The 25023-nt window shown below is 71.6% G+C and carries 19 protein-coding genes; 6 read left to right on the forward strand and 13 right to left on the reverse strand.

Annotated features, from left to right (window positions below):
• Positions 1-11: 11 nt before the first annotated feature.
• From LZ198_RS21895 to LZ198_RS21940, 10 genes are all read right to left on the reverse strand, one after another.
• Entirely contained in the window at positions 12-2264 is a 2253-nt protein-coding gene (locus tag LZ198_RS21895) for a xanthine dehydrogenase family protein molybdopterin-binding subunit (RefSeq protein WP_253973975.1), read from the reverse strand.
• Positions 2265-2274: 10 nt separating this feature from the next.
• A complete protein-coding gene (locus tag LZ198_RS21900; RefSeq protein ID WP_253973976.1) occupies positions 2275-2742 on the reverse strand; it encodes a (2Fe-2S)-binding protein in 468 nt (155 codons plus the stop codon).
• The gene (locus LZ198_RS21905) at positions 2739-3392 is read right to left on the reverse strand and encodes an Isoquinoline 1-oxidoreductase subunit (protein ID WP_253973977.1); all 654 of its coding nucleotides are present in this window, start codon (positions 3390-3392) and stop codon (positions 2739-2741) included. The genes LZ198_RS21900 and LZ198_RS21905 overlap by 4 nt, the downstream gene beginning before the upstream one ends.
• A gap of 351 nt (positions 3393-3743) precedes the next feature.
• Entirely contained in the window at positions 3744-4211 is a 468-nt protein-coding gene (locus LZ198_RS21910; protein WP_253973978.1) for a hypothetical protein, read from the reverse strand.
• A 139-nt stretch (positions 4212-4350) separates the two neighbouring features.
• A complete protein-coding gene (locus LZ198_RS21915; RefSeq protein WP_253973979.1) occupies positions 4351-4902 on the reverse strand; it encodes a response regulator transcription factor in 552 nt (183 codons plus the stop codon).
• Positions 4889-6268, reverse strand: a complete 1380-nt coding sequence (locus LZ198_RS21920; protein ID WP_253973980.1) for an ATP-binding protein — start codon at positions 6266-6268, stop codon at positions 4889-4891. The genes LZ198_RS21915 and LZ198_RS21920 overlap by 14 nt, the downstream gene beginning before the upstream one ends.
• 135 nt (positions 6269-6403) lie before the next feature.
• Entirely contained in the window at positions 6404-6922 is a 519-nt protein-coding gene (locus tag LZ198_RS21925; RefSeq protein ID WP_253973981.1) for a hypothetical protein, read from the reverse strand.
• A gap of 44 nt (positions 6923-6966) precedes the next feature.
• The gene (locus LZ198_RS21930; protein ID WP_253973982.1) at positions 6967-7953 is read right to left on the reverse strand and encodes a HEAT repeat domain-containing protein; all 987 of its coding nucleotides are present in this window, start codon (positions 7951-7953) and stop codon (positions 6967-6969) included.
• A gap of 17 nt (positions 7954-7970) precedes the next feature.
• Positions 7971-9035, reverse strand: a complete 1065-nt coding sequence (locus LZ198_RS21935) for a hypothetical protein (protein WP_253973983.1) — start codon at positions 9033-9035, stop codon at positions 7971-7973.
• 265 nt (positions 9036-9300) lie between these two features.
• The gene (locus LZ198_RS21940; protein WP_253973984.1) at positions 9301-10632 is read right to left on the reverse strand and encodes a glycoside hydrolase family 2 TIM barrel-domain containing protein; all 1332 of its coding nucleotides are present in this window, start codon (positions 10630-10632) and stop codon (positions 9301-9303) included.
• Positions 10633-10838: 206 nt separating this feature from the next.
• On the opposite strand from LZ198_RS21940, the gene LZ198_RS21945 reads away from it, so the two are divergent.
• The 4 genes from LZ198_RS21945 to LZ198_RS21960 all read left to right on the forward strand — a co-directional run bounded on the left by LZ198_RS21945 (position 10839) and on the right by LZ198_RS21960 (position 17807).
• A complete protein-coding gene (locus LZ198_RS21945; RefSeq protein WP_253973985.1) occupies positions 10839-15155 on the forward strand; it encodes a hypothetical protein in 4317 nt (1438 codons plus the stop codon).
• A gap of 93 nt (positions 15156-15248) precedes the next feature.
• Entirely contained in the window at positions 15249-16073 is an 825-nt protein-coding gene (thiD, locus tag LZ198_RS21950; protein ID WP_253973986.1) for a bifunctional hydroxymethylpyrimidine kinase/phosphomethylpyrimidine kinase, read from the forward strand.
• Positions 16074-16178: 105 nt separating this feature from the next.
• Positions 16179-16541: a YciI family protein gene (locus tag LZ198_RS21955; RefSeq protein ID WP_253973987.1), complete on the forward strand. Its 363-nt coding sequence runs from the start codon at positions 16179-16181 to the stop codon at positions 16539-16541.
• A gap of 6 nt (positions 16542-16547) precedes the next feature.
• Positions 16548-17807: an RNA polymerase sigma factor gene (locus LZ198_RS21960; RefSeq protein WP_253973988.1), complete on the forward strand. Its 1260-nt coding sequence runs from the start codon at positions 16548-16550 to the stop codon at positions 17805-17807.
• A gap of 6 nt (positions 17808-17813) precedes the next feature.
• Here the strand turns inward: LZ198_RS21960 and LZ198_RS21965 are convergent, their stop codons facing one another.
• Complete coding sequence (locus tag LZ198_RS21965) at positions 17814-19127, reverse strand: ferritin-like domain-containing protein (protein ID WP_253973989.1); 1314 nt, start codon at positions 19125-19127, stop codon at positions 17814-17816.
• A 457-nt stretch (positions 19128-19584) separates the two neighbouring features.
• Entirely contained in the window at positions 19585-19887 is a 303-nt protein-coding gene (locus LZ198_RS21975) for a hypothetical protein (RefSeq protein ID WP_253973990.1), read from the reverse strand.
• A gap of 337 nt (positions 19888-20224) precedes the next feature.
• On the opposite strand from LZ198_RS21975, the gene LZ198_RS21980 reads away from it, so the two are divergent.
• Together LZ198_RS21980 and opgC are read left to right on the forward strand one after the other, a co-directional pair.
• Entirely contained in the window at positions 20225-22186 is a 1962-nt protein-coding gene (locus tag LZ198_RS21980; protein ID WP_253973991.1) for a CotH kinase family protein, read from the forward strand.
• A gap of 3 nt (positions 22187-22189) precedes the next feature.
• Positions 22190-23347 carry an OpgC domain-containing protein gene (gene opgC / locus LZ198_RS21985; protein WP_253973992.1) on the forward strand — a complete coding sequence of 386 codons (1158 nt, stop codon included), beginning with the start codon at positions 22190-22192 and terminating at the stop codon, positions 23345-23347.
• Between the two features lie 6 nt (positions 23348-23353).
• Here opgC and LZ198_RS21990 read toward each other — a convergent pair whose 3' ends face one another.
• Positions 23354-24889: an ELWxxDGT repeat protein gene (locus LZ198_RS21990; RefSeq protein ID WP_253973993.1), complete on the reverse strand. Its 1536-nt coding sequence runs from the start codon at positions 24887-24889 to the stop codon at positions 23354-23356.
• Positions 24890-25023 lie beyond the last annotated feature (134 nt).

Below are 25023 nucleotides of genomic sequence, written 5' to 3' on the forward strand. Positions count from 1 at the left end.
GAACCGACCTCTCACACCCGATGCGACCGGATGATGGGCAAATCCCGCGCCCGTGTCCCCGTCAGGGCGAACAGCGCGTTCGCGATGGCCGGAGCCACGGGCGGCACGCCCGGCTCGCCGACGCCACCCGGCGCCTCCTCGCTCCGGACGATGTCGACGTGGATGCGACGGGGCGCCTCGGCCATGCGGACCAGCCGGAAGTCGCGGAAGTTCGACTGCTGGGTCGCGCCGTCCTTCATGGTGATGGCGCCATAGAGCGCCAGGCTCATCCCGAAGATGACCGAGCCCTCCATCTGCGCGCGCACGCGGTCCGCGTTGACGACCAGCCCGGCGTCCACCACCACCCACGCCTCGTCGACGCGGGCGCGGCCCGCCTCGTCCTTCTTCATGGACACGACGACGGCCACGTAGCTCAGGAAGCTGCGGTGCGCCGCGAGCCCCAGCGCCCGCCCGTCCTTCCCGCGCTCGCTCCAGCGCGACAGCTCCGTGACGCGCTCGATGACCCCGCGCAGCCGGCCGACGTCCACGGGGTGCTTCTCCAGCGGCGCCTCGTAGTTGGGCAACTTGGGCACGCCCAGCTCCGCCAGCGACATGTGCCGCGCGGGCCCCACGACGTCGAGCAGGTTGTCTCGCGGGTCCATGCCCCGGGCATGCGCCAGCTCGTCCATGAACGAGCCCACGGAGAACGCGTGGAAGATGTTGTACACGGAGCGCAGCCAACCGATGCGCACGTGCGCGAGCGCCTCGCAGGCCTCCGCGCGGACATTGGGGATGGCGAGCGCCAGGTCGAGCACGCCCTGATTCAAGTCGCGGAACACCGGCCCCTTCACGTCCGTGGAGAACGTGGAGCGGATGGAGGGGAACGCCGTGCGATGCAGCCACGCGGTCGGCCGCCCCTGCTCGTCCAGCGCGGCGCGGAGCCGCTGGGCCGCGGTCGTGTGGTAGTAGTCGTGACGGATGTCGTCCTCGCGCGTCCACTGCACGCGCACCGGGGCCCCCACCTGCTTCGACAGGTACACGGCCTCCCCGACGAAATCCGCCTTCGACTTGCGGCCGAAGCCACCGCCCAGGAGCGTGACGTGCACCGTCACCTGCGACTCGGGCAGGCCCGCCACCTGCGCCGCCTCCGTCCGCGCCGCCTGCGGATGCTGGGTGGGCGCCCAGACCTCGCAGGCCCCGTCCTTCACCCACGCCAGCGCCACCGGCGGCTCCATGGGCGCGTGCGGCAGGTGCGGCGTGCAGTACTCCGCCTCCACCACCCGCGCGGCCCTCGCGAAGGCCGCGTCCACGTCACCCACCTGCCGGAAGGGCTCCCCCGGCGCGCGCACGGACGCCAGCAGCGTCTCGCGGAACGCCTCCGAGTCGTACGTCTCGTTCCCGCCATCCTCCCAGGTGATGTCCAGCGCCGCGCGCCCGCGCATCGCCGCCCAGGTGTTCTCCGCCAGCACCGCCACGCCGCCCCAGGACTGGAAGAGGTAGGGCGCCTTCGGCGCCGGAACCTCCACCACGTGCTTCACCCCGGGCACCGCGAGCGCGCGCGTCGCGTCGAAGCGCATCACGCGTCCGCCGACGACGGCGGGCCGGGCCACCACCGCGACGAGCATCCCCTCCAGCGCGATGTCCGCGCCGAAGACGGCCGTGCCGTTCACATAGGCCGGCCCATCCAAGAGGGGCAGGTCCCCACCCACGTTGCGCAGCTCGGCGCGCGGGCGCAGCCGCACGTCCTCCGCGCGCGGCACGGGCAGGCGCGCCGCGTCCCGCACCAGCTCCCCGAAGCCGATGGACTCCCCCGTGCCCCGGCGGAACACGGCATGGTCGCGCGCCTCGCAGTCGACAGCCTTCACCTTCCAGCGGTTCGCCGCCGCCGTGACGAGCATCGTGCGCGCGGTGGCCCCGGTGCGGCGCAGGTCGTCATAGACGCCGCGGACGCTGCTGGAGCCGTCCGTGTTCTGGTCCCCGTAGGCCTTGTCCCCATCCGCCTGGAGCACCCGCACCCGCGCCATGTCCGCGCCCAGCTCATCCGCGATGAGCACCGGCAGGGAGCTGCGCACGCCCTGCCCCATCTCCGAGCGGGCGCAGACGATGGTGACCACTCCGTCCGCCGCCACGTGGACGAAGACGTTGGGTTTCAGCACCGTGGGCACGACCTTGGAGCGGGCCTCCGCCTCCGTCAGCGTGGGGCCCAGCCCCAGGGCCAGGCCTCCCACCGACAGGTTGAGCCCCTCGAGGAAGGAACGACGCGTCATCGTCACTGGCTGGCTCATCGCGTCCTCCCTACTTCCCGTCCGGCAGGCCCGCGGCCTTCTTCACGGCCGCGCGGATGCGCGTGTACGTCCCACAGCGGCAGAGGTTGCCCGCGAGCGACTGGTCGATGTCCGCGTCCGTGGGCTGCGGCTTCTTCGCCAGCAGCGCCGCCGCGCACATCAACTGACCGGACTGGCAGAACCCACACTGCGGCACGCCCATCTCGACCCAGGCGCGCTGGAGGGGGTGCCCTCCATCCGGAGAGAGGCCTTCAATCGTGGTGACGGAGCGCCCCTCCGCGCGGCGGATGGGCGTCACGCACGCGCGCACCACCTGCCCGTCCAGGTGCACGCTGCACGCGCCGCACAGGGCCTGACCACAGCCATACTTGGTGCCCGTCAGGCGCAGCACGTCGCGCAGCGCCCACAACAGCGGCATCTCCGGGTCGACGTCCAGCTCCTTGTCCTCCCCGTTGACGCGAACCTTGAGTGTCGTCATGGCCGTGCCTCCTCGCCCGGGCACTCGGCGCCCGTGGCCACCCAGGCCGCGACGATGCGCCCGAAGTGCGCCTGAGTTCCCGGCGCGGGCTCGCGCCCCGCTCCGGGGTTCCATCCCCACCCCACCAGTTCGTCATGCGCGTTGTGCTCGACCAGCTGCGCCAGCGTCTTGCCGCCATTGCGCGCCGGGTCCTTGAGCTGCTCGCACACCTGACGCGGCGTCTTGCCCACCCAGGCCATGGTGCGCGGCGCCAGGTGCCAGTTGGGCGCCCCCGGCACACGCGCCAGCTCCAGGTTGTGGTCCTGATGACAGCCCGCGCACTCCATGCCCACCACGCCCCGGTCCTCGGGGCCGCGCGTCACCGGCGGGCTGTGCGGCTGCCCTCCGGAGTCCTGGAAGGGGCTGTCACCGTCGGGATGACAGTTCGCGCAGCGCGGATGGAAGAAGACGCGGCTGGCCTCGAGGAACAGGGCCTGGGAGCGCAGCCCCCGGTCCTCGATCCGCTCGAAGGCATCCAGCGGTCGGAGCTGGCCCGCCTCGGCCTGGGGAAGTGTCTCCCACCGCGGGCTCTCGGAGGAGGGCTGTCGCCGACAGGCTCCGGTACTCACGAGGACGAGGAGCGAGGCCATGACCGGAAGAGATGGCTTCATCACCACCGAGGTTCCGGCATGCGCCGCCCCACCACAAGTCGAATGTGCCCCGAAGTCGAGTCCCCTACCTCCGGCACCGGGGTGGGACCCGCACCCGAGGCGTGAGCCGCCTCATCTCGAGCCCCGCCGCCCCGAGCGACGCGACCGGGCAGGCGACCTTCGCGACTGGCGGGCCTGGACCTGGGGACGAGCCCTTCGCGCAGGCGGCGGAAGTGACGACTCGGACACACTCTCCTGCTTCGGGAGACGCCGGCCTCCCGACTGCGCGCGCCCCGCCTTCCGGGACACGGGCGTTTCCGTGGAGGGCAGCATCATGAGCAACCAGAGGAGATCGAACATGGCGCGAGGACCTCAGAAGCTCCGGAACAGGGGACGGCCATGGGACAACCCGGCCCAGGGAATCCCGACGGCGACGAGCGCCATGGCGACGAGGAGCCCCAGCGCCCACAGCCGGTGGCGCCGCGCGGACGGCTCCGCCCGCTGACCCAGCGCGGACCCGACGTGCGCGGCCGCGAGCGCCAGCAACATCACCGTCGGGTGCTCGACGCTGAAGAAGCGCAGCGCGGGGACGGCCAGGTTGGCGCGAAAGGAACCGGTCGCCACGGGCGTGAAGGGGCTGAGCCCGAAGTACAGGAGCATGCCCAGCAGCATCTGCAGGTCGAACGCGGAGACACAGCCCACCTGGAGGAGCCGGTCCCCGCGGGTCCGCTCGCGCCCGCGCAGCCAGCCCACGAGCGACCTGCTCACGGCGAAGAGCACCAGCAGCACCACGCCCCAGCGCAACCAGGAGTGGAGCCAGAGAACCGTGGGATAGAGCATGGCCTTCGCGTCTCCGTCCGGGCGTGCCCCGCCGTCCGTGCCCGGAACGACCGTCGACTTCCCGACAAGGCGCCAACCTAACCGTCCGGCCCCTGCGCCTCGTGCGTCTTGGTGACGCACCCCCCGCGTGCGTGGGAATTCAGTCCCGCACGGGGTGCTTGGACAGCTTCCGCTGGAGGCTGCGGCGCTGGATGCGCAGCAGCCGCGCGGCCTGGGAGATGTTGCCGCCGCAGTCCGCGAGCACGCGCTGGATGTGCTCCCACTCCGCGCGCGCCAGGGAAGGCACCTGGTGCTCCCGGGCCGCCGCCTCGCCCGCCGGCAGGGTGGCGCCGGCGAAGGCGAGCAGGATGTCGTCCACGTCCACCGGCTTCGACAGGTAGTGCGTCGCCCCGCGCCGCACGGCCTCCACCGCCGTGGCGATGCTCCCATAGCCCGTGAGCACCACCATCGTGACGCGCGCGTCGAGCGCCTTCAGCTCGCGCACCAGGTCCAGCCCCGAACCATCCGGCAGACGCAGGTCGATGACGGCATAGCCCGGGCGCAGCGCCCGCGCGTGCGCCAGCGCCTCCTGCGCGCTCGAGGCCCCATGCGCCGCGAACCCCTTGCGCCCGAAGGCCCGCACCAGCCGCTCGCGATAGGGCTCGTCGTCGTCGATGACGAGCACGACCGGAGGCGTCTCAGGCGGCGACATTCAGCGACTCCTTCCGGCACGGCAGCTCCAGCATCACGCACGTCCCCTTGCCCGGCTCCGAGGCCAGCTCCAGCCGTCCCCCACAGAGCGCCGCGAACGTCTGGCTCAGGAACAGCCCCAACCCCATGCCCTGCCCCGGGGCCTTGGTGGTGAAGAACGGCTCCCCCAGCCTCGGCAGCAGGTCCGCCGCGATGCCGGCGCCCTGGTCCTCCACGAGGAAGCGGGCGCGGCCCCCCTCCCCACCCAGCACACGCACGGACACCGGGGCCTGCCCGGACTCGCTCGCCTGCAGGCCGTTGCGCACCAGGTTGGCCAGCACCTGCACCAGCCCGCGCGTGGGCAGGAACAAGGGCAGGTCCGGGCTCGTGTCGAAGCGCACGCGGGCCAGCTCGCCGGCGCCCAGTTGCTCACGCAGCCGGCCGAGCACCACGCTGGTCGTCGTCGGCTCAGGAAGCTCTCCGGCGGCCTGCCCGGCCCGGGCGCTCATGCGCTCCAGGATGTCGCGGCAGCGCTCCACCTGGTCCCGGATGAGGCGGGCATCCTCCAGCGCCTGCTGCGGGTCCTCCAGGATGAGCGCCTCCAGCTCGTTGGCCGCGATGGCGATGGTCCCCAGCGGCGAGCCCAGCTCGTGCGCGGCGCCCGCGGCCAGGGTGCTCAGGGACGCCAGCCGCTCCGCGCGCGCCGCCAGGAGCTGCGTGCGCACCAGCGCCATGTTCCTGTCTCGCAGCGCCCCCGACACCCGCGCCACCATCAACGCGATGAGCAGCACCGTGAGCGTGAACGCGACCCACATCCCCATCGTGTGGCGCATGCCGGCGGGCACCCCCCCGATGGCGTGCGCCGCCTCGCGCAGCGGGATGTGACACAGCAGCAGCAGCGCCGGCCCCAGCACCGCCAGGCACGCCAGGAACACCGTCCACCGGGGCCCCAGCACGAGCGCCGCGAGCGCCACGTGCAGCAGGTACAGCATGCCGAAGGGGTTGTCCGGCCCCCCGGACAGGGACAACAGCGCCGTCAGCAGCACCGTGTCGAACGCGAGCACGACGCCCATGTGGTGCGGATGCACGACGGGGTCGCGCCGCAGCCAGAGCATGAGCAGCAGGTTGGACACCCCCGTCGTCGCCACCAGCAACAGCAGCGGGAAGACGGGCAGGTCCAGCTCGAAGACCTTCGTGGCGATGACGACGCTGAGCGCCTGCCCCGCCACCGCGTGCCAGCGCAACCGCATCATCCAGTTCAGCGCGATGGCCGTGGACGACAGCAGGTCCGCCATGTCCTGGGCGGAGCGACGGAACCCGGAGAGCGCGGGCCTCGACAGCGACGTGCCAGGCGGGACCGCCGAGGAGTGGGAGGGCGGACGGAGCACGCCCCTTCATACCTCGGAGGCGGAGGGTGTGGCGCCGCGTCAAGTTGACGCATGGCCGGCCGCACCACGAGCCAGGGAGGGCGACCTGCTCGACCGCCCTGGCCCGTGCTCCGGAGGGAACCGGAGCGCTGGCGGCTAGATGTAGCCCATCAACTCACCCCGATCGAGCGCCTCGCCCTTCGTCGTGTACGACGAGTACCAGGAGGTGTTCTTGGTGCCGTACTGGTCCTTCTGGAAGTGGGAGTGGGGACCGGTGGCGTTGCCGGTGCCGCCCAGGTTGCCGACCTGGCAGCGGTTGCACGTGCGGTCGTAGGAGTCGCTCGTCTTGATCCAGTGCCATTGGCGGAAGGACCAGCCGCTCCCCAGGTTGAGCAGCGCCTCGTTCTGGTTGCCGCTGCCGTTGCCGTTGCACACCACCCCCGAGGTGCGCACCGTCACGTTCCAATAGACGGTGGCGGAGACCCCCGTCTCGGCTCCCCAGTAGTTGCAGCGGGAGTTCGCGACGTCCACGGCGCCATGGTACGTGCCGCTCGAGTAGTAGGTGGTCGCGCTGACGGTGCTGGGGTACGGCGCGACGGCGGTATAGGCGACCGCGGCGGTCGGAAGGGCCGCCAGGGTCGCGAGCACCGCGAGGCGCGTCTTGGAGCTACGCATCGTTGTTCCTTTCGGGCCGCCCGTCGCGGCCCCGAAGAGACTGCTCAATGAGCCTGGCCCACGCGCTGCTTCTCCCTCAGGAGCAGGCTCCACTCCTGAAGACCGGTACTCAGTGCTTGAATCCACGCGTCGGCCTCCCCCGTGAGACGGGGGTCCACGCCGCGCAGCCGCCGCAGCTCCGGGATGGCGCTGGAGAACCCCAGCCGGGCGAGGCCCTGGAGGATGGCGGAGCGCACGCCCACGTCCGTCTCGTCGCGGTACCTCGTCGCCAACACCTGTCGCGCCCGCTCCATCTGCGCCGCGGGCACGCCGCCCAGCGCCGTCACCGCGGCGGCGCGGACCCGCGCGTCGTCGCTGTCCACCAGCGCGTGGATGCGCTGGGCGGACTCCGCGCTGATGGGCGCCGTGGAGATGTTGCCGAGGATGCGCGCCGTCACCGCCGGGTCCGACGACGCCACCGCCGCCGCCACCGCCACGTCGGAGGCCGGCCCATGCGCGCCCGCGTAGACGTACTGGTTGTCCTCGATGAGGTTCGTCGCGGCCTCCGCGCGCACCTCGGGCGACGCGTCCCGCACGAGGCGTTGGTACATGTCCCCGGTGTGCTCCTCCGCGCTCGTGCGCCGCAGGGCCCGCGTGGCCGCGGCGCGCACCGCCGGGTCCGCGTCCCCCAGCGCCCGCTTCGCGACCAGCCGCAACGTCTCCACCCCCTCCCCCCGGTCCGTCCTCGCCGCCAGCGCCGCCGCCAGGTGCTCCACCATGACCGGCGCCGTCTCCCGCTCGAAGGCCTCGCGCAGCGCCGCCTCCGGCAGCGTGACGGCGGACTCCTTCAACAGCTCGCGGAGGTAGCGCTGGTAGGCCGGAGACCCCGACTGGAGTCCCCGCCGGATGGAGTCCATCAGCCCCTCGACGGAGCAGGCCTGCGCGCGCGGCTCGGGCGCGCGCGACACGGAGGCGTCCGGCGCCCCCGCCGCGAGGCACGGCGACGACGACAACCACAGCGACACCCACACGGGGAGGTGACGACGATTCATGGGGGCACGCTCCCGGCTCAATCCCGGTGGAGGCAGCCGTACGGGTCCTGGTCCGGGAGCGACAGCCACACGCGCTCGAAGTCCATGACGCCGCTGGCGTAGATGCGTTCGAAGTCCTGGTAGGTCGTCTGGAAGCGCGGGTCCGTAAGCGCCATGCGGGCCATGACCGGCAGCGCGTCACGCCCGGCAGCGCGCGCGGAGAAGCGGAACAGGGCCCAGCGCACGCAGACGTCCTGCTCCGGTCCGAAGGCGCGCTCGAATGTCTCCAGGACCCTCCGGGGGTCCTCGGAGAGCGCCAGGTTGTGCGCCGCCGCCCCCCGCCCATCCGGGCTGCCCTCCGTCGTGAGCACCTGGGCGTAGCGCCCCACCGCGCGCGCATCCAGCACGGGCGCGGTCTCCATGGGCGTCGACAGCGCCATGTAGCGCACGTGCTCGTCCAGCGACTCCTGGCCAATCGTCAGCAGCCCGTCCAGGTACGGCGCCGCGTCCGCCGCGCGCGCATGGTCGTTGCGCATCACCCGCGCGAGGGTCCGCGCCGCGGCCCACCCCGCCTCGCCGGAGGCCGGGTCCTTCGCGAAGTCCGTCAGCCGGGTGAGCGTCTCGGCGGAGAGTCGCCGCTGCGTATCCAGCGCCGACAACACCCCGGCGCGTCGCTCCGGCTCCAGCGCCGTGTCCAGGCCCAGGTCCAGGATGCCCCTCGCGACCTCCGGCCGGTGCACCGCCTCCGAGTCCTTCAAGGCCATGGCGAAGACCTTGAACTCCTTGGGCCCCGCCTCCTTCGTCCACGAGAGCACCTCGAGGGCCCTCCCCGCGTCGCCGCCGATGAGCTCGGTGAGCCGCTCCTTCAGGTACATGCGGACGAGCGGATCCCTCGACGCGAGCAGCGGCGCGGCCCACTCCCGGAACGTGTCGACGCGCACGCCCTCGTCGAAGCGCGCCAGGTCGCTCCAGCACGTGGTGGGGTCGTAGCGAGGCGCGGCGGCCAGCGCGTCTCCCGACTCCGCGGAGACCTCCTGCCCCGCGCCATGCCGCGCCGCCTCGCGCTCCGTCGACGCCTCCTGCTCCGGGCGAGGAGCCCCCACCACCGGAGCCTCCTCCTCCCTGGCGGCGGGCCAGAGCCCCCACGCCACTCCCAGGAGGAGCAACCCGCCCACGGCGCCCAGGCGCCATCGCCAGGCCTTCGTCGGTGCGGGCGGAGAGGTCGTGTCGCCGGGAGTGGAGGGGCGCGGAGGGGGGACTCGTGGCATTCGCGCCGACCTATAGACGCGGATGACGCGAGAAACACTCAATTTCTCAATAAATGAAAAATCCATCCCTTCCTGACGAACCAGCCCCGCCGCCCCCGGCTCAGCGGCCGGCGGGCGCGGCGACGGAGTTGGTGGCCATCACCAGGGTGCCGGAGGCGTCCTTGGCGAAGGCGTAGAGCTTGATGGGCCCCTTCACGGTGGAGGGCACGCGCACCCGCCACGAGTCGGGCGTGGGGCCGGGGCTGGACTTCAAGCGGATGACCTCGCCGCGCTCGAAGCGCGTGGCGGCGCCGCGGAAGTTGTAGGCGAACGAGACATCCAGGGGGCGGCCCAACGCGTCCCTCGCCTCGAAGTGGACGTCCGCCCAGGCTCCGCCGGGCTCACGGCTCACGCCTCGCACGGTGAAGGCCTTCACCTCGGGCAGTGGCGTGACGGGCGCATGGCCGGAGTAGGCCTCGCGCACCGCGTGATACGCGGGCCGCAGGAGCTTGCCCGACAACATGCCCAGCCACAGGCTCGTGTGGTCGAACGTCGCGCTGTAGTTGAAGACGAACAAGCCCAGACACCGCCCGTCCGCGACGTGGGGCGCGAGGCTGCGCGTCCAGGTGTCGACGATGATGGCGTACTTCTCACGGTCGTCCGGCTCGCGGGGGATGCCGTTCGCGTCCTTGGGGGCCTCCCACTCGCCCTGCGCGCCGAACTCGGTGATGAGCCAGGGCTTGGTGACGCCCAGCTTCTTCAGCTCCCCGGGCAGCACGTCCACGCCCCGGCCGTAGACGTTGAGGCCATACGCATCCAACGACGGCACGAACTTCTCCCACCAGGGCACGGCGAGCACCCACGCGTCCACGGAGACCACCGGGTGGTCCCCGTCCGCCTTCTTGATGTCCTGGACGACCTTCTCCAGGAAGCGGGCGTAGGCCTCCTTCGCCGCGTCGTTGGGGCTGTTGAGGATGACCTCGTTGCCCAACCCCCAGGCGAGCACCGCGGGGTGGTCCTTGTAGCGGCGCACGCTCTCCAGCGTGTCGGCGTGTTGCTTCTTCATGCCCGCGGTGTCGGTGAGGTAGTCGAAGGAGTCGTCGTCCTCCGCGCCGGGTTGGCCATGGCGCATCCACAGCCCCACGAGCACCTTCAAGCCGTGCTTGTGCGCCGCGTCGAGGAGCGCGCGGGTCTCCGCCCCCACGCCCCACGTCCGCAGCGTGTTGACGCCCAGCGACGCCAGCCGCGCGCAGTCCGCGTCATATGCCGCCGACGAGCTGGAACCGCTGAAGGTCACCCCCTTGGCGACATACGGTTTGCCGTCCACTTCCAGGCGCCAGTGGCCGTCCGCCTGGAGCAAGGCCGTCCGGGCCTCGGCGGTGCCGGGCGGGAGCAGCAGGAGGTTCAACAGGAACACCAGGACGCTACCAGCGGAGAGACGGGAGCGGGACATGGTGCGCGGGATGGTAGTCCACGCGAATCTGGAGAAGGAAATCCGCGGTCCCCGTTCAGCTCGCCAGCAAAGGAGCAACCGCGATGGATTTTCAACGAAGCCCCCGCCACCTCTGGCGGGGCGCCTGGGGAGTGGTCTGCGCGCTGGCGCTGGGTGCATGTGATGGAACGGGCGGATGGGACGAAGGCACACAGCCCGATGCGTCAATGACTGGCACGTCGGCGCAGGCCCTGGCGTTCTCGTCGCCCATGGAGTTCTCGGAGCTGCGGGGCCTGCCCCCCGCGCCGGCCACGCTCGACGCCACCGTGGGAGAGCTGCTGGCGATGCTGCCCAGCCCCCGCTTCGATGACCTCCGCGCGGTGCTCACCCAGCGGCACGTCGCCACCGACAAGGTCCGCGTGCTCACCGCGTATGCCCGCGACTACCCGGTGTTCCTGCGCGGCAACCAGGCGCTGCTGCCCCAGGCGGATGGCGTGCTCGCCACGCAGTCCCCCGTCATCACCTGGAACACGCTCTCCGCCAACGCCTGCTTCACCACGCACGCCTGCGCCAGCCTCTACGAACCGACGGAGGGCGACCCGACCCAGCGCAAGTACGCCGCCATCGTCGTCATCGCGCCGCGCGTGGAGCTGGCCGGCCCGGTGACGACGGGCGGGGTGTCGCTGCTGGTCGCCTCGGGTGAGTTCGTCTCGAACGACCTCCCCATCCGCACCACGCCCGACCCGCGCGCCCCCCAGCATGACTCGGACCCGAACGACGCCATCCTCCCCCACGGGCGCGACGGTCAGGCGGGCGGGAGCTTCGTGCTCTACACCAACGTCCTCAACGGCGTGCGCGTCAACACCGTCGCGGAGCGCGGCGAGGACGGCTGGAACGGCGCGGCGGGCACGGCCACGAACATCACCGCCACCATCACCGGCAACAACGGCCCCGACCCGAAGGTGACCTGCACGGGCACCTCCACCCGCGCGCCGCAGAACGGCAGCAACGGCGGCAAGGGCGGTCGCTCGGGCGACGTCGTCATCCGCTACACCTCGCTCATCGGCCCGGGCGTTCCCAACGAGCCGTCCAAGTCGAAGCGGGTGACGCCGGAGCAGTGCTACATGGACGAGGACCTGCACTGCCAGAGCCTCGCCTGTCGGTGGAACCCCGCCATCGCCCTGTGCGACCTGCTCACGGAGGCGGACAACGCGCAGTGCTCCGACGGCATCGACAACGACCACAACGGCTACAAGGACTGCGCGGACTACGCGTGCTCGAAGAACCCGCACGTCACGGTGTGCGGGAACGCCAGCTTCACGCCGCTCCAGCTGGAGTCCTCCGCGGAGGCGTGCAGCGACGGCAAGGACAACGACAACGACGGCAAGGTCGACTGTCTGGATCCCCAGTGCGCCGCGCGCGGCTTCTGTCAGCAGGGCCGCACGTCCGACAGCGAGTACTCGGAGACGGACTGCGCGGACGGGAAGGACAACGACGGCGACGGCTACGTCGACTGCGGTGACTTCGGCTGTCAGCGCTACTCCACCGTCTGCGGCGGCCAGGGCGAGGGAGGCCAGGAGCAGTGCTTCGACCTCGTCGACAACGACGGGGACGGCCTCACCGACTGCCAGGACCCGGGTTGCTACGAGGCCGGGCTGTGCGGCCTGGGCGCTCCGCTCGCGATGACCAGCGGACTGGAGGAGGCCAGCGACACCGCCTGCGCGGATGGGCTCGACAACGACCTCGACGGAGACATCGACTGCGCCGACGACGAGTGCCGCTACAACCCCCGCGTCCTCACCGCCTGCGGCTCCGAGCGCACGCCGGAGACGTGCTCGGACGGCATCGACAACGACGGGGACGGGAAGACGGATTGCGAGGACAGCGGCTGCAAGAACAACCCCTACGTGAAGCTGTGCGAGCCGGAGACCTATCCCTTCCTCCAGGAGGCCACCTTCGCCACATGCACGGACGGCCTCGACAACGACGGGGACGGCTTCGCTGACTGTTACGACTACCAGTGCGCCAACAGCCCGCTCGCGGGCGCGGCGTGTGGCGTCCAGGAGAACACCTTCGCGCAGTGCACGGACGGCATCGACAACAACTCGAACGGCTACAAGGACTGCGCGGACTCCACCTGCCTCTACAACCCGTTCTTCGGCGACCTGGCCTGCCGGAACAAGGTGCAGACCTTCCACGACGTGGACCTGGAGGCGCCCTTCAACGGCCGGTTCCGGGACACGCGGGCGGAGCTGGTCACCCTGGCGCCCCAGGGTGGAAAGAAGGGCCTGCGCGGCGGCCGCCCCTACACCACGGTGACGGTGACGGTGCGCGAGGCCCCCCCGGGCTCCTGCGAGCACTACGACGACTACCTCTGCGTCCCGCGTGACGAGCAGCGCACCTGCGCCGTGGGCCCCTTCGCCACGGACGGGACCGCGGGCACGCTGGGCACCGTCGGCACCCAGCGCATCCTCCGCGCCGCGCGGCGGGACGTGGACATGCTGCGCGCCCTGCTGGCGCCGCAGTCGTGGCGCATCACCCAGGCCCAGGGCAATGCCCTGTTCAAGCGCGGCGAGCTCCAGCGGGCCGCGTTCCACTACACCCAGAACCTCATGGAGATGGGCGGCATCCTCGCGCAGGCGGGCATGAGCTGCGACGAGGCGCTCGCGGCCAACCGCCCGTTCACCGACCGCTACCTCTACGGCGCGCTGTGCCCGCTGATGGCCCACGACATCAACCGGCTCAGCTACATCCAGAACCAGCGCAACTTCTACGGCCTGGCCAAGGACACGCCGCACAACCCGCGCCCGCGCTACGAGCAGCTCCGCGCCGAGTTCGACACGCTCTACGGCGTGCTGGACAGCTCGGTGACGCAGTGGCTGACGCTCTCCAACGGCCTGCAACTGTCGGCCTGGATGACGCAGCACCAGACGATGATGAACACGGAGGTCACCACGCTCGACGCGGAGAAGACCGCGGCCGAGCAGCGCATCACCGTGGCCCAGGCGAACCTCGCCGCCCTCCAGACGTCCATGGACAACCGCAAGGGCGCGCTGACGCTGCTCACGGAGAGCATCCAGGCGACGGACACACGCATCAACAACGCCTACAACGGCGGCATCAAGAACTTCGGCGACTTCGTGGTGGAGCTGCTGGGCAAGGTGGCCTCCGCGTATGGCGGCCAGTTCGCCTCCGACCTGGCCAGCAAGGCGGGCGAGTCCTTGTGGGACGAGTTCAAGAAGACCCTCAAGTCGGAGACGAGCGCCACGGCGGTGTCGGGCGCCGGCCCCGCCAGCCACGAACCCGCCGCGCTGCACACGAAGGTGTGGGAGGCCCTCAAGAACAGCGCCGAGGCCGCGGCCAAGAGCAAGCCCTTCAAGGACAGCCTGAAGTCGGGCAGCTCGACGCTGTGGGACATCATCTCCGACAACCAGAAGAAGCCCGCGCGCAGCGTCATCGCGGACGAGGTGAAGAAGGAGATCCTCAGCCAGTCCCAGGTGGAGATCACCCTGGACCTGCTCGACCTCCAGGCCCAGCTCAGCAAGGCGCAGGCCGAGTACCGGCTGGCGCTCATGGAGCGGGACCTGGTGATGATGCGCCAGCGCAACGCGGTCGCCGCGCGGGACGCGCTCAACGACATCCTCAACTTCAGCTCGGGGACGGAGCTGCGCAAGTACGACCAGCTCCTCATCGGGCAGCAGGTGTACACCACTGCGCTGCGCACACTGGACCAGCTCATCATCCGCTACTGGGAGCTCGTCCGCGTGGCGGAGTACCAGTTCCTGCCCTTCAACCCCGCCACGGGCGAGAGCGCCATCCCGGCCGCGTTCCAGTCGCAGATCGACTTCAACCTGCTCACCTACCCGCAGATGAAGACCCAGTTGGTGGAGCACCTGGACAGCCTGGCCGCCCACACCGGCCAGAGCCAGACGCGCTACTACCGGCGCCTGCCCGGGAGCACCTTCCATCCGATGACGGCCCCGGAGCTGGCCCGGATGAAGGAGCTGGGCAACCTGGTCAACGGCGCGACGACGTACCGGGCCGCGCGCTTCCAGGTCACCGCGAGCGACGTGGCCGCGTCCCTGGAGCTGTCGCAGCGCAACGGCCACCGCGTGCTCAACGCGCGCGTCAACGTGGTGACGGCCAGCGGCTCGACGAGCACGGTGCCGGCGGTGCTGGTGCGTGACACGCTGGATGCCTTCAAGCTGGGCGCGTACGTCGGCGAGTTCGAGCTGGTGGACATGGACCGCGACGGCCCCGGAGGCATCGAGCGCGTCCTGCACTACGTGCCGTTCGACGCCTGCCGCTCCGGGCCCCCCGCGTGCGACCTGGCGACGGCGGGCTGCACCACGCCCTTCCAGAACGCCGCGTTCTCGGACGCGTGCAGCCTGGCGCCCGGGGGCTCGACGCCCGCCTCGAACATGTTCTACGAGCGCAGCCTGCTGGGTGAATGGCTGCTGCTCGTCGACACGGCGACGTTCACCGGCCTGGGGGACGTGCGCGCGGCGGAGGTCGTCTTCCTGACCGCGGGCACCGTCATCTGACCGGCGCTTGACTCACCGTGAGCCCCGGGCCCGCATGCGGCGGGTCCGGGGCCATGCATTTGGAGTGGCACCCACCACGTGGGGTGCTCCAGCATGCGGCGCATGCAGACCTCCAAGCCCGTCCCGACCGCCCTCACCATCGCCGGCTCCGACAGCGGCGGGGGCGCGGGCATCCAGGCGGACCTCCACACCTTCTCGTTCCACCGCGTGCACGGCACCAGCGCCCTGACCGCCATCACCGCCCAGAACACCCGGGGCGTCACGCGCGTGGACGTGCTCCCCGCCGCCGCGGTGGCCGCGCAGATCGACGCCGTCGCGGACGACTTCCAGGTCGGCGCCGTCAAGGCCGGCATGCTCGTCAACGCGGAGATCATCTCCGTGGTGGCGTGGCGCCTGAAGTCCCTCGCCCAGGCCCCGTTGGTGGTGGACCCCGTCATGGTGTCCCGCGCCGGGGCGCGGCTCATCGACGACTCGGCCGTCGGCGCGTTGAAGGAGCACCTGCTCCCGCTCGCCGCCGTCGTCACCCCCAACCGCCACGAGGCCGAGCTGCTCGCGGGCATGGAGCTGCGGACCCTGGAGGACATGCGGGAGGCCGCCCGCCGCATCCACCGGCTCGGCCCCCGGACCGTGCTCGTCAAGGGCGGCGGCATGCCCGGCGACCTGCGGGGCGTGGACGTGTGGTTCGACGGCGAGCGGATGGAGACGCTCTATCTGCGCGAGGTGAAGACCCACAACACCCATGGCACGGGGTGCACCCTGTCCGCCTCCATCGCCGCGTGGCTCGCGCTGGGGCAGGACGTGCTGGAGGCCACCCGACGCGCGAAGGCCCACGTCACCGCCTCGCTGGAGCATCCGCTGCCGTTGGGCAGGGGCCCCGGGCCCTTCAGCCACTTCTCGCCCCTGGGCGAGCCCGGCTGAGCCCCGCCGGAAAATCCCCGCGAAAATCCCGGTCGAATTCCCCCGTGGCCATTCGACCGGAAGGGGGAGCACGAGCTCCCCTTCAACCCCCGTGAGGACCTTCCCATGAAGTATCTGCTGGCCATCTACGAGAACGAGAAGAACTGGGAGTCGCTGTCCGAGGCCGAGTCGAAGCAGGCCCTGGACGAGTACTTCGCCTTCACCGACGCCATCCAGAAGAGCGGCAACTTCATCGCGGGCGAGGCGCTCCAGCCCACGACGACGGCCACCTCGGTGCGCATCCGCGACGGCAAGCGGCTGACGACGGACGGCCCCTTCGCGGAGACGCGGGAGCAGCTCGGGGGCTTCTACCTGGTGGAGGCGAAGGACCTCGACGAGGCCATCGCCATCGCCGCGCGCCTGCCCAGCGCGAAGTGGGGCACCATCGAGGTGCGCCCCATCGTGGACTTCTCCCAGTCCCAGGGCTGAGGTCTCGTGAAGGACGTCCCGTCCATCCTCGCGCGGACCCACCGCGCCGACTACGGCCGCATCGTGGCGCGGGTCATCCGGCTGATGGGCGGGGACTTCGCCGCCGCGGAGGAGGTCGTTCAAGAGGCCTTCGCGGCGGCGCTCCAGCAATGGCCCCGCGAGGGAATCCCCACGGAGCCCCGCGCGTGGCTCCTGCGCGCCGCCCACCACAAGGGGGTGGACCGGGTGCGGCGCGACGTCCGGCTCGCCGCCCGCGCGGACACGCTGGAGACCCGCGCGCGCGTGGCGCAGGACGCCGCCCCCGCCCTGGACGAAGTGGACTGGAGTGACGCGCCCGACGACTCGCTCCGGCTGCTCTTCACCTGCTGTCACCCCGCGCTGGGGCAGGAGGCCCAGGTCGCGCTCGCGCTGCGCACGCTGTGCGGCCTGACGACGGAGGAGGTGGCCCGCGCCTTCCTGGTCACCGCCCCGACGATGGCGCAGCGGCTCGTCCGGGCCCAACGGAAGATCCGCGACGCGCGCATCCCCTACGTCGTCCCGGAGGTGGACGCGCTCGGGGAGCGCACGCAGGGGGTGCTCCACGCCATCTACCTGCTGTTCTCGGAAGGTTATGCCGCGACGGAGGGCGCGGAGCTGCTCCGCGTGGACCTGTGCGCGGAGGCCCTGCGACTGGGCCGGCTGACCCGCGCGCTCCTGCCCCACCAGGCGGAGGTGGCCTCGCTGCTGGCGCTCATGCTGCTGCACCACTCCCGGCGCCGGGCCCGGGTGTCCGCGGACGGAGGGCTCGTCCTGCTCGACCGGCAGGACCGCTCGCAGTGGGACCCGGAGGAGATGACCGAGGGCCTCGCCCAGCTCGACGCGGCGCTCGCGCTGGGCGCCCGGGGCGTCTTCACCCACCAGGCCGCCATCGCCGCGCTGCACGCGCGGGCCGCGCGCCCCGAGGACACGGATTGGGAGCAGATCGCCGCGTTGTACGGCCGGCTCTGCGTGCTCGCGCCCAGCCCCGTGGTGGAGCTCAACCGCGCGGCGGCGGTGGCCATGGCGCGCGGCCCCGAGCACGGGCTCGCGCTGGTGGACGACCTGGAGGCCTCGGGGAGGCTCACCGAGTACTACCTGCTGCCCGCCGCCCGCGCGGACCTGCTGCGCCGCATGGGCCGCGGAGCGGAGGCCGCGGTGGCCTATCGCCGGGCCCTCGCGCTGGTCCGCACCGCGCCGGAGCGACGCTTCCTCGAGGAGCGGCTGCGCGAGGTCCTCGCGGCCACGTAGGCCCGCTCAGGCCCACAGCTCGCGCGCGAGCGTGTCCAGCATGGCCACGGCCACGTCGGCCGAGGGCAGCCCCGCCTCGGAGACGAGCACCGGGTCCACCGGCTTGGAGAGCTCGGCGCGCAGCGCCTCCACCGCGCGCCGCTGGGCCACGCGGAGGGCCTCGCGCTCGCCCGCGGGCAGCTTCCCGGCCGCCCAGCGGTCGATCTCCCAGGACAGCTCCGCGTGTCGCGTCTCGTCCTCCGCGATGCCCGCCATGGCCACGCGCACCTCCTCGTCCCGCGCGTGCAGCGCCTGGTGGTGCGCCACCAGCGCGCCGAACGTCTCACGCACACAGCCCTCCACCGCGTTGTCGAGCGACACCTCGTAAAAGGAGCGCAGCGGCAGCGCCTCCACGCGGGGGACCTCCGCGCTCGCGCCATGCCGGGCCGCCAGGCGCCGGGTGATGTCCGTGTGCCGCACCTCCTCCCGCGCGCTGCGCAGGGCCGCCTCCTGGAGCGCGACCTCCGCGCCATGCAGCGCCAGCTCCTCGCGCAGCCGGAGGAAGGCCTGGATGGACGCGGCCTCCAGGTGGGCGATGACGGCGAAGTGGTGGCCGAGGACGTCCTCGCAGCCCCCCGAGCCGTCCGACCGCAACCCCACCGGGACGCGCCCCACCTGGCAGTTCTTGTCCCCGCGCTCGAGCACGTAGCGCTCCAGCTCGGTCACCCCACCCGCCGACGAAACCAGGAGCACGTACTGGGTCAGCGCCGTCCCCTCGCCGCAGGCGAACCCCTGCGTGCCGATGACCTGGAAGCCACTGTCCCCCGCCGCCTTGACGCCCCCCTGTTCGAGCTTGTGGCAACTGACGTTGTAGCCCTCCGACAGGGCGAGCAGCACCGCCTCCTGCGGCGCGTCGATGCCGCCCAGGAACGTCTTCAGGGCGGGCTTCGAATCGATGGCCGAGACCTCGTCCCCCTTCGACGTCGCGAGGAAGTAGTCGCCACACAGGGCCTCGCACGCCGCCCCGAAGCCATGCTCCGGGCGCAAGGCCTCGAGTTCGGCCTGGCACGTCGCCGGCTGGCTCGCCGTCGCGCAGGGCGTCCCCGTCGACGAGAGCTTCCCCGGCGTGGACAGGGAGTCGTGGGTGATGCGCAACTGCACGAAGTCCGGAGACGACGGAAGCGACAGCCCCGTCATCGCGACCGACCCATCCGCACAGGCCGGCGGGACGAAGCCCCGCAGGTCCGCGCTGCCTCCATCACAGCCCGCCAGCACCAGCGGAGACACCAGCGATGCCCGGAGCGCCCGGGTGAACAACAACCGAAGTCGATGCGAGTCCATGGACGAGCCCCCATGCAGTGGTGGCACGGCCAACAGCAATCACGATGCCATCGCGCCATCCTTGCGGACGACGGGGCCCCACCCTTGAAAGCCTGCTGTTTCCACCCCACCCCGCTCAGAAAGTTGAGGGGGTGTGAAAGCGCGAGCCTCGCCAACGACAGCCCCTGCATCGACCTGTTCGCGCCCGGAGATGAAATCCTCTCCGCGGGAATCGAGCACGACCACGCGACCGCGATGAACTCGGGCACGTCCATGGCCACGCCACACGTCGCGGCCGCCACACGTCCATCCGCTCATGCCCTGGGCGGGGGGCGAAGGTGCGGGACAGCGTGCGCGCGTGGGATGACGACACCTCCGTGCGCCGCGTGGCCCCCTGGAGCGACGTCCACTACCGCGTGAGCGACGAGTCGCCACGCTGACGCCCAGGGCACCGTGGCCGCGGGCCGGGCGGGCGGCCTCAATGCGGTCCGGCACCTTCCGTGGGGGGTGTCAGCGTCCGCACCACCACCGCGCGACAGGCGCCGCACACCACCCCCGAGCGTTCCCAGTGGACCTGCTCCTCCAGCTCCCGAGGGTCCTCGGGCGCGCGCGCGAGGCGCTCCACCAACGCCTCCAGGGACTCTCCCTCGTCCTCGTCCGACGCGACCTCGACGAGGTCCTGCTCGCCCTGCAGCACCAGGTGGAAGCGGTAGTAGACCTCGCGCGCCGCCAGCTCGCGGCCACACGTCGCGCAGCGCCGGGGAGAAGCCTCCGCGCTCATGTGAGGCTCCGCGCGAGGACTCTCGGTGGAAGCAGCCGGGGCCTCGCCAGGAGCCCGCGGCGGTGCGGGCATCCACGGACACGGTGCCGCTGTCGTCGCGTCAGCGCCCGGTACATCCCATGAATCGTGACGCGCACCGCGCGGGCCGGCAAGCACCAGGACGGGCCACGGGCCCCGCTCCCCTCCGCCGCACCCTGGCAATCCACCACACCGTCCCTGGCAGAGTGCCACGCCCACCCTCCAGGGAACCGTCCTGATTTCATGAGGTTGAAGCGGCACGTCAATTGCTATGGGCTCAAAGCGAGTACCACTCCCTGGCCCCCCGCCCGCCTCAACCATGAGCCATCTCCTCTCCGTGCCCTCGGGGGAGGCGCGTTCCGCGCATTCCTCGCGCGCGCCCCTGTCCCCGCGTCGCGCCCTGCTCGGCGCCCTCCTCCTCTCGCTCTGCGCGTGTCAGCGCACGGCGGCGGACGAGCCGGTGCGAGAGGAGGTCGTGGAGCCCCGGGTCCTCATCGAGGCGATGGACAACGAGCAGCACGTGCTGCGCGGCATCCTCCAGGGGACCACGACCTTCGTGCGCGTCGAGGTCTTCGAGGGAGGCGTGAGCCTGGGTGAGGCCCGGCTGGAGGCCGGGCAGTGGAGCATCCCCTGGAAGCCGACCCATGAGAGCGCGTCCTTGGAGGTCGTCGCCTATGACGCCGCCGGCACGGAGGTCCGCACGCGGCTCGACTTCCAGCGCCTGACGTTCGGCGCGGCCGACAACCTCGTGGCGGCGGAGGCCCTGCTCACGCTGCCCACCGAGTCCGACACGACGACGCACTACACGCTGGACGGCTCGCTGCCCACGCCCACCTCGCCCGAGTACCGGGCGCCGCTCGCCCTGCTGCGCCGCCAGGGCCAGCCCGCGCCGCTCAGCCTCGTCCGCACCAACCCCGCCGAGGCGCCCGAGGAGTGGCGGTGGAGTCCTCCCGAGGGGCCGGTGACGCTGGCCACGGTGGTGCGCATCCAGCGGTACGCGGGCGAGACACCGGTGGGGCCGAGCGAGGCGCGCACCTGGCTCATCGGACAGAAGCCCTACACCCTGCCCGTCCTGTCGCTCGTGACGGACGCCGGGAACTTCTTCGACACGGACCGGGGCATCTACGTCCCCGGCCGCGCCTACGCGGACAACCCTGTCTGGGAAGACACCTGGGGGCACGGCAACTACCGGCAGGATGGCAAGGAGTGGGAGCGCCCCGTGCACGTCGAGTGGTTCGACGAGTCGGGCGCGCCGGTGCTCTCCCAGAACGCGGGCGTGCGCATCCACGGCTCGGGCAGCGCGGCGATGCCGCAGAAGAGCCTGCGCCTGTACGCGAAGGAGGACTACGGCCCGGAGACGTTCCAGGCGTCCTTCTTCCCGGCGCTTCCGCTGAGCGACTTCAAGCGGCTCATCATCCGCACCTCGGGGCAGGACCAGCTCTGGACGAAGCTGCGGGACTGCACGCTCCAGGAGCTGCTGCGCGAGACGACGTCGCTCGCGCTCCAGGCGTGCCGCCCCACCGTGGTGTTCCTCGACGGAGAGTACTGGGGGCTGCACGAGGTGCGCGAGCGCTACGACGAGTACTACCTGGCGGGCCATCACGGCCTCAGCCGGAAGAAGGTCGTCATCCTGGAGGGACCGGGGCTGCTCGACACCGGCGAGGAGGAGGACGTCGAGCCCTATCGCGCGCTGGTGACGTTCGTGAAGGAGCACGACCTCGCCGACCCCGAGGCCTTCGCGTACGTCGAGGCGCGCGTCGACGTGGACGAGTTCATCGACTACCAGGTCGCGCAGCTCTTCCTCGACAACGCCGACTGGCCGCACAACAACGTCAAGTTCTGGCGGTATCGCGACGGCACGCCGGGCGCCACGCGGGCCCCGGGGGATGGGCGGTGGCGGTGGCTGGTCTACGACCTGGACACGGCCGCGCTGAACGGCCCCGAGGTGAACTCGCTGGCGCGCGTGCTCCGCGACGAGTCCCTCCCCGAGGACTCGGTCCTCCTGTTGCGCTCGCTCATGAAGTCGCCCGCGTTCAAGGCGCGCTTCCTCGCCCGCTTCGCCTGGCACCTGGAGACCACCTTCGCGCCGGAGCGGGTGCTCGCGGCGGTGGACCAGGCCGCGGCGAAGCTGGCGCCGGAGATGGGCGAGCACATCGCGCGGTGGCGGCATCCTCGCTCGATGGAGCAGTGGAGCGTGGACGTGGAGGGCCTGCGCGACTTCGCGCGACGGCGCCCCGACATCCTCCGGCGTCAGTTGGAGGAGGAAGTGGTCCCCTATTGACGGGTGCGCCTCGCCGCGCGCCGCGTCGCCACGCGCCCCATGCAACGCCGCCCCGAGCTCGACGCCCTGCGGGGAATCCTCCTCGTCCTGATGACGCTCACGCACCTGCCGACCCGGCTGAACGCGTACAGCAGTCAGCCGCTGGGTTTCATCTCCGCGGCGGAGGGCTTCGTGTTCCTGTCCGCGTTCCTCGTCGGCGTGACGCAGGCCCGCCCGAAGGGCCCCGCGGCGACGATGTGGCGGGGGATGTGGAAACGCGCCCTCAAGGTCTACCGGTACCACGTGGGGCTGCTGGCCTTCGCGTTCGCCGTCATCGGCACGCTGGGCGTGTTCGGAGACCGCCCCGCCATCCGCAACCTGCTCGACTTCTTCCACCGCGAGCCGCTCACCGCGCTCTGGAGCAGCCTGGTGCTGCTCTACTGCCCGCCCCTGCTGGACATCCTCCCGTTGTACGTCGTCCTCCTCGCGCTGACGCCCCTGGTGCTCACGGGCGCGCACCGGTTCGGCTGGGCGCGGATGCTGGTCGTCAGCGGGTTGGTGTGGCTCGCGGCGCAGGTGGGACTGAAGCACGCCCTCTATGACTGGCTGGAGACCTTCCCCGGCTCCCCGGCGCGGTTCGACACGTCGGGGGCGTTCGACCTCTTCGCCTGGCAGTTCCTCTGGGTGGTCGGCGTCTGGCGAGGAGCCCGGCACGCCCGGAGCCCCGCGCCCCCACCGCAGCGCCACAGCGCCTCGAGGTTCGCGGGCGCGCTGGTGCTGTCGGTGGCGTTCCTCCTGGTGCGCTACGAGGCGTTCGGGCTGGGCGTCGTGACGGAGTGGGCGCCCCTCCTCTTCGACAAGTGGACGTTGGGGGCGCTGCGCCTCCTGAACTTCGGGGTCGTCGCGGTGCTCGTCGGTCGGGTCGCGCCCCCGCTGGTCGCGAGGTTGAAGCCCCGGGTGCTCGCGATGCTGGGCAGCGCGTCGCTCCCCGTCTTCGCGACGCACCTGGTGCTCTGCCTCTTGAGCCTCGCGCTCATCAACGAGCACGAGGACCCGCTCGACGGCGTCGAGGAGTTCGCCGTGCTCGTGGTCACCTTCGCGATCATGCTCTTCGTCGCGTTCCGGCATCAGCGGGGCGGGACCGTGCCCCGGTCTGCGCCCCTGCTGACGCCGGGCGAGTGACGCGCCCTAGCGGGCCCGAGGAGGCGCCACGCAGGTGTCACCCAGCGCCACGGACCACGTCTGGACGGCCTGCGTGTCGTCGTAGGCGCTGAAGTACACGCGGGAGCCCACCCGGAAGAACTCCCGGGGGTACGACGAGGACGCCCCCGCGACGATGTCCTTCAACCGGCGCGTGCCGTCGGGGCGGCCATCGCTCACCCAGGGCTCGATGCCAGCCCCCCCGAAGTCGAAGGCGGTGAAGAGCACCAGGTCGTCGGACACGGCGTACACGGGCGAGCCGTACTCGTCCGACAAGCTGAGCGGCCGGCGCAGCAACTGGGTGCCCGCGGCCGTGCCATCCGTCACCCACAACTGGCGGTCCCGGGGCCCCGGGCCGCTGCTGCCGATGGTGACCTCGAAGAACAGCTTCGAGCCCCCCGGCGCCTGGCTGACGTCCTCGATGAACGGGAAGGCCTCCCCCTGCGCGACGTAGTCGTTGGGCAGGGTGACGAACGAGGTCGGGTTCCCGCCCGCGAGCGGCACGCGGTACAGCACCATGTACTGGGTGGCGTAGGACGTCGTCGTGACATAGGCGGACCCGCCCAGCGCCCCGAGGACGTCGATGGCCCGCGAGGCACCGAAGGAGGCCAGGCGCAGCGTGCCCGCCGCCGTGCCGTCCGTCTTCCACAGCTCACGCAGCCCCGAGTCCTCCGTCAGCAGGAACAGGGACAGCGCGCCGGACGTGCGCAGGCCGGAGACGAACGCATCGGGCGAGGAGGTCAGCCGCTTGACCGCGACGGTCCCCGCGGAGGTGCCATCCGAACGCCACAGCCAGGCGCCCCCACCCCGCTCGAAGACGAAGAAGCGCAGCGCCCCTCCCGCGTCGACGGACGCGGAGCCCACCTCCACGTCGGCGCCGAAGTCGCGCACGCGGACCGTCCCCGCGGCCGTCCCGTCCGACACCCACAGCTCGTAGCGCGTGGTCGAACTGGCGTCGTCGTCGATCTCCCGGATGAAGACGAGCGAGTTGCCCACCACGGCGCGGTGAGGCAGGTACGAGCCCTCGGGTCCCGGTGTCAGGTCCTTGACGAAGCGGGTGCCCGCGGCGGTGCCGTCGCTCACCCACAGCTCCTGTCCGTGCGCCGCGTCCGCCGCCTGGAAGAAGAGCTGGGAGGACGCCGCGGTGAGTCGAGCCACCTCGGGGGTCATCGTCCCCTCGGTGACGGGGAAGGACTTCACCTCGGTGGTCCCCCCGCTGGTGCCGTCGCTCTTCCAGAGGGCGCGGCGGCCGTCCTCGAAGTTGGCCGCGAAGAACAGCGTCCCCTGGAAGTCCTCGAACCACCCGGGGCCCCAGGCGAGGTGGGGGACGCCAATCGTGGAGGGAGGGAACACCGTCTTGACCCGCTGGGTGTCCGCCGCCGTCGGGACGCAGACCGCCGCCTCGACCGGAGCGCCGCGCTCCGTCGCCTCCTCTCCGGTGTCCGTCACCCCCTCAGGCAGCGTCCCACCACAACCCGCGCCCATCACCCACAACGACATCACCCATCCGCCGCGCCACGCCATGCAACCCCCTACTGGAGAGACTGGGAGGGAGGGTGTGTCCCCTTGTTCCCAGCGCAATGTGGACGCGAGGCCCACCTTGCTCGGCTGCCTGGACCGACGTGCCGTGCGGTGCGACCCGTACCGCGTCCGGGTAC

Origin of the sequence: Myxococcus dinghuensis (genome assembly GCF_024198235.1) — a bacterium.
In the GTDB taxonomy this organism is placed as follows: Bacteria; Myxococcota; Myxococcia; order Myxococcales; family Myxococcaceae; genus Myxococcus; species Myxococcus dinghuensis.

Coding starts and splice junctions, on each gene's coding strand:
- LZ198_RS21925 (WP_253973981.1), bottom strand. CDS start 6,922: ATGCGTAGCTCCAAGACGCGCCTCGCGGTGCTCGCGACCCTGGCGGCC.
- LZ198_RS21895 (WP_253973975.1), bottom strand. CDS start 2,264: ATGAGCCAGCCAGTGACGATGACGCGTCGTTCCTTCCTCGAGGGGCTC.
- LZ198_RS21980 (WP_253973991.1), top strand. CDS start 20,225: ATGAGCCATCTCCTCTCCGTGCCCTCGGGGGAGGCGCGTTCCGCGCAT.
- LZ198_RS21945 (WP_253973985.1), top strand. CDS start 10,839: ATGACTGGCACGTCGGCGCAGGCCCTGGCGTTCTCGTCGCCCATGGAG.
- LZ198_RS21900 (WP_253973976.1), bottom strand. CDS start 2,742: ATGACGACACTCAAGGTTCGCGTCAACGGGGAGGACAAGGAGCTGGAC.
- thiD (WP_253973986.1), top strand. CDS start 15,249: ATGCGGCGCATGCAGACCTCCAAGCCCGTCCCGACCGCCCTCACCATC.
- LZ198_RS21930 (WP_253973982.1), bottom strand. CDS start 7,953: ATGAATCGTCGTCACCTCCCCGTGTGGGTGTCGCTGTGGTTGTCGTCG.
- LZ198_RS21915 (WP_253973979.1), bottom strand. CDS start 4,902: ATGTCGCCGCCTGAGACGCCTCCGGTCGTGCTCGTCATCGACGACGAC.
- LZ198_RS21940 (WP_253973984.1), bottom strand. CDS start 10,632: ATGTCCCGCTCCCGTCTCTCCGCTGGTAGCGTCCTGGTGTTCCTGTTG.
- LZ198_RS21975 (WP_253973990.1), bottom strand. CDS start 19,887: ATGAGCGCGGAGGCTTCTCCCCGGCGCTGCGCGACGTGTGGCCGCGAG.
- LZ198_RS21955 (WP_253973987.1), top strand. CDS start 16,179: ATGAAGTATCTGCTGGCCATCTACGAGAACGAGAAGAACTGGGAGTCG.
- LZ198_RS21965 (WP_253973989.1), bottom strand. CDS start 19,127: ATGGACTCGCATCGACTTCGGTTGTTGTTCACCCGGGCGCTCCGGGCA.
- LZ198_RS21990 (WP_253973993.1), bottom strand. CDS start 24,889: ATGGCGTGGCGCGGCGGATGGGTGATGTCGTTGTGGGTGATGGGCGCG.
- LZ198_RS21910 (WP_253973978.1), bottom strand. CDS start 4,211: ATGCTCTATCCCACGGTTCTCTGGCTCCACTCCTGGTTGCGCTGGGGC.
- LZ198_RS21905 (WP_253973977.1), bottom strand. CDS start 3,392: ATGAAGCCATCTCTTCCGGTCATGGCCTCGCTCCTCGTCCTCGTGAGT.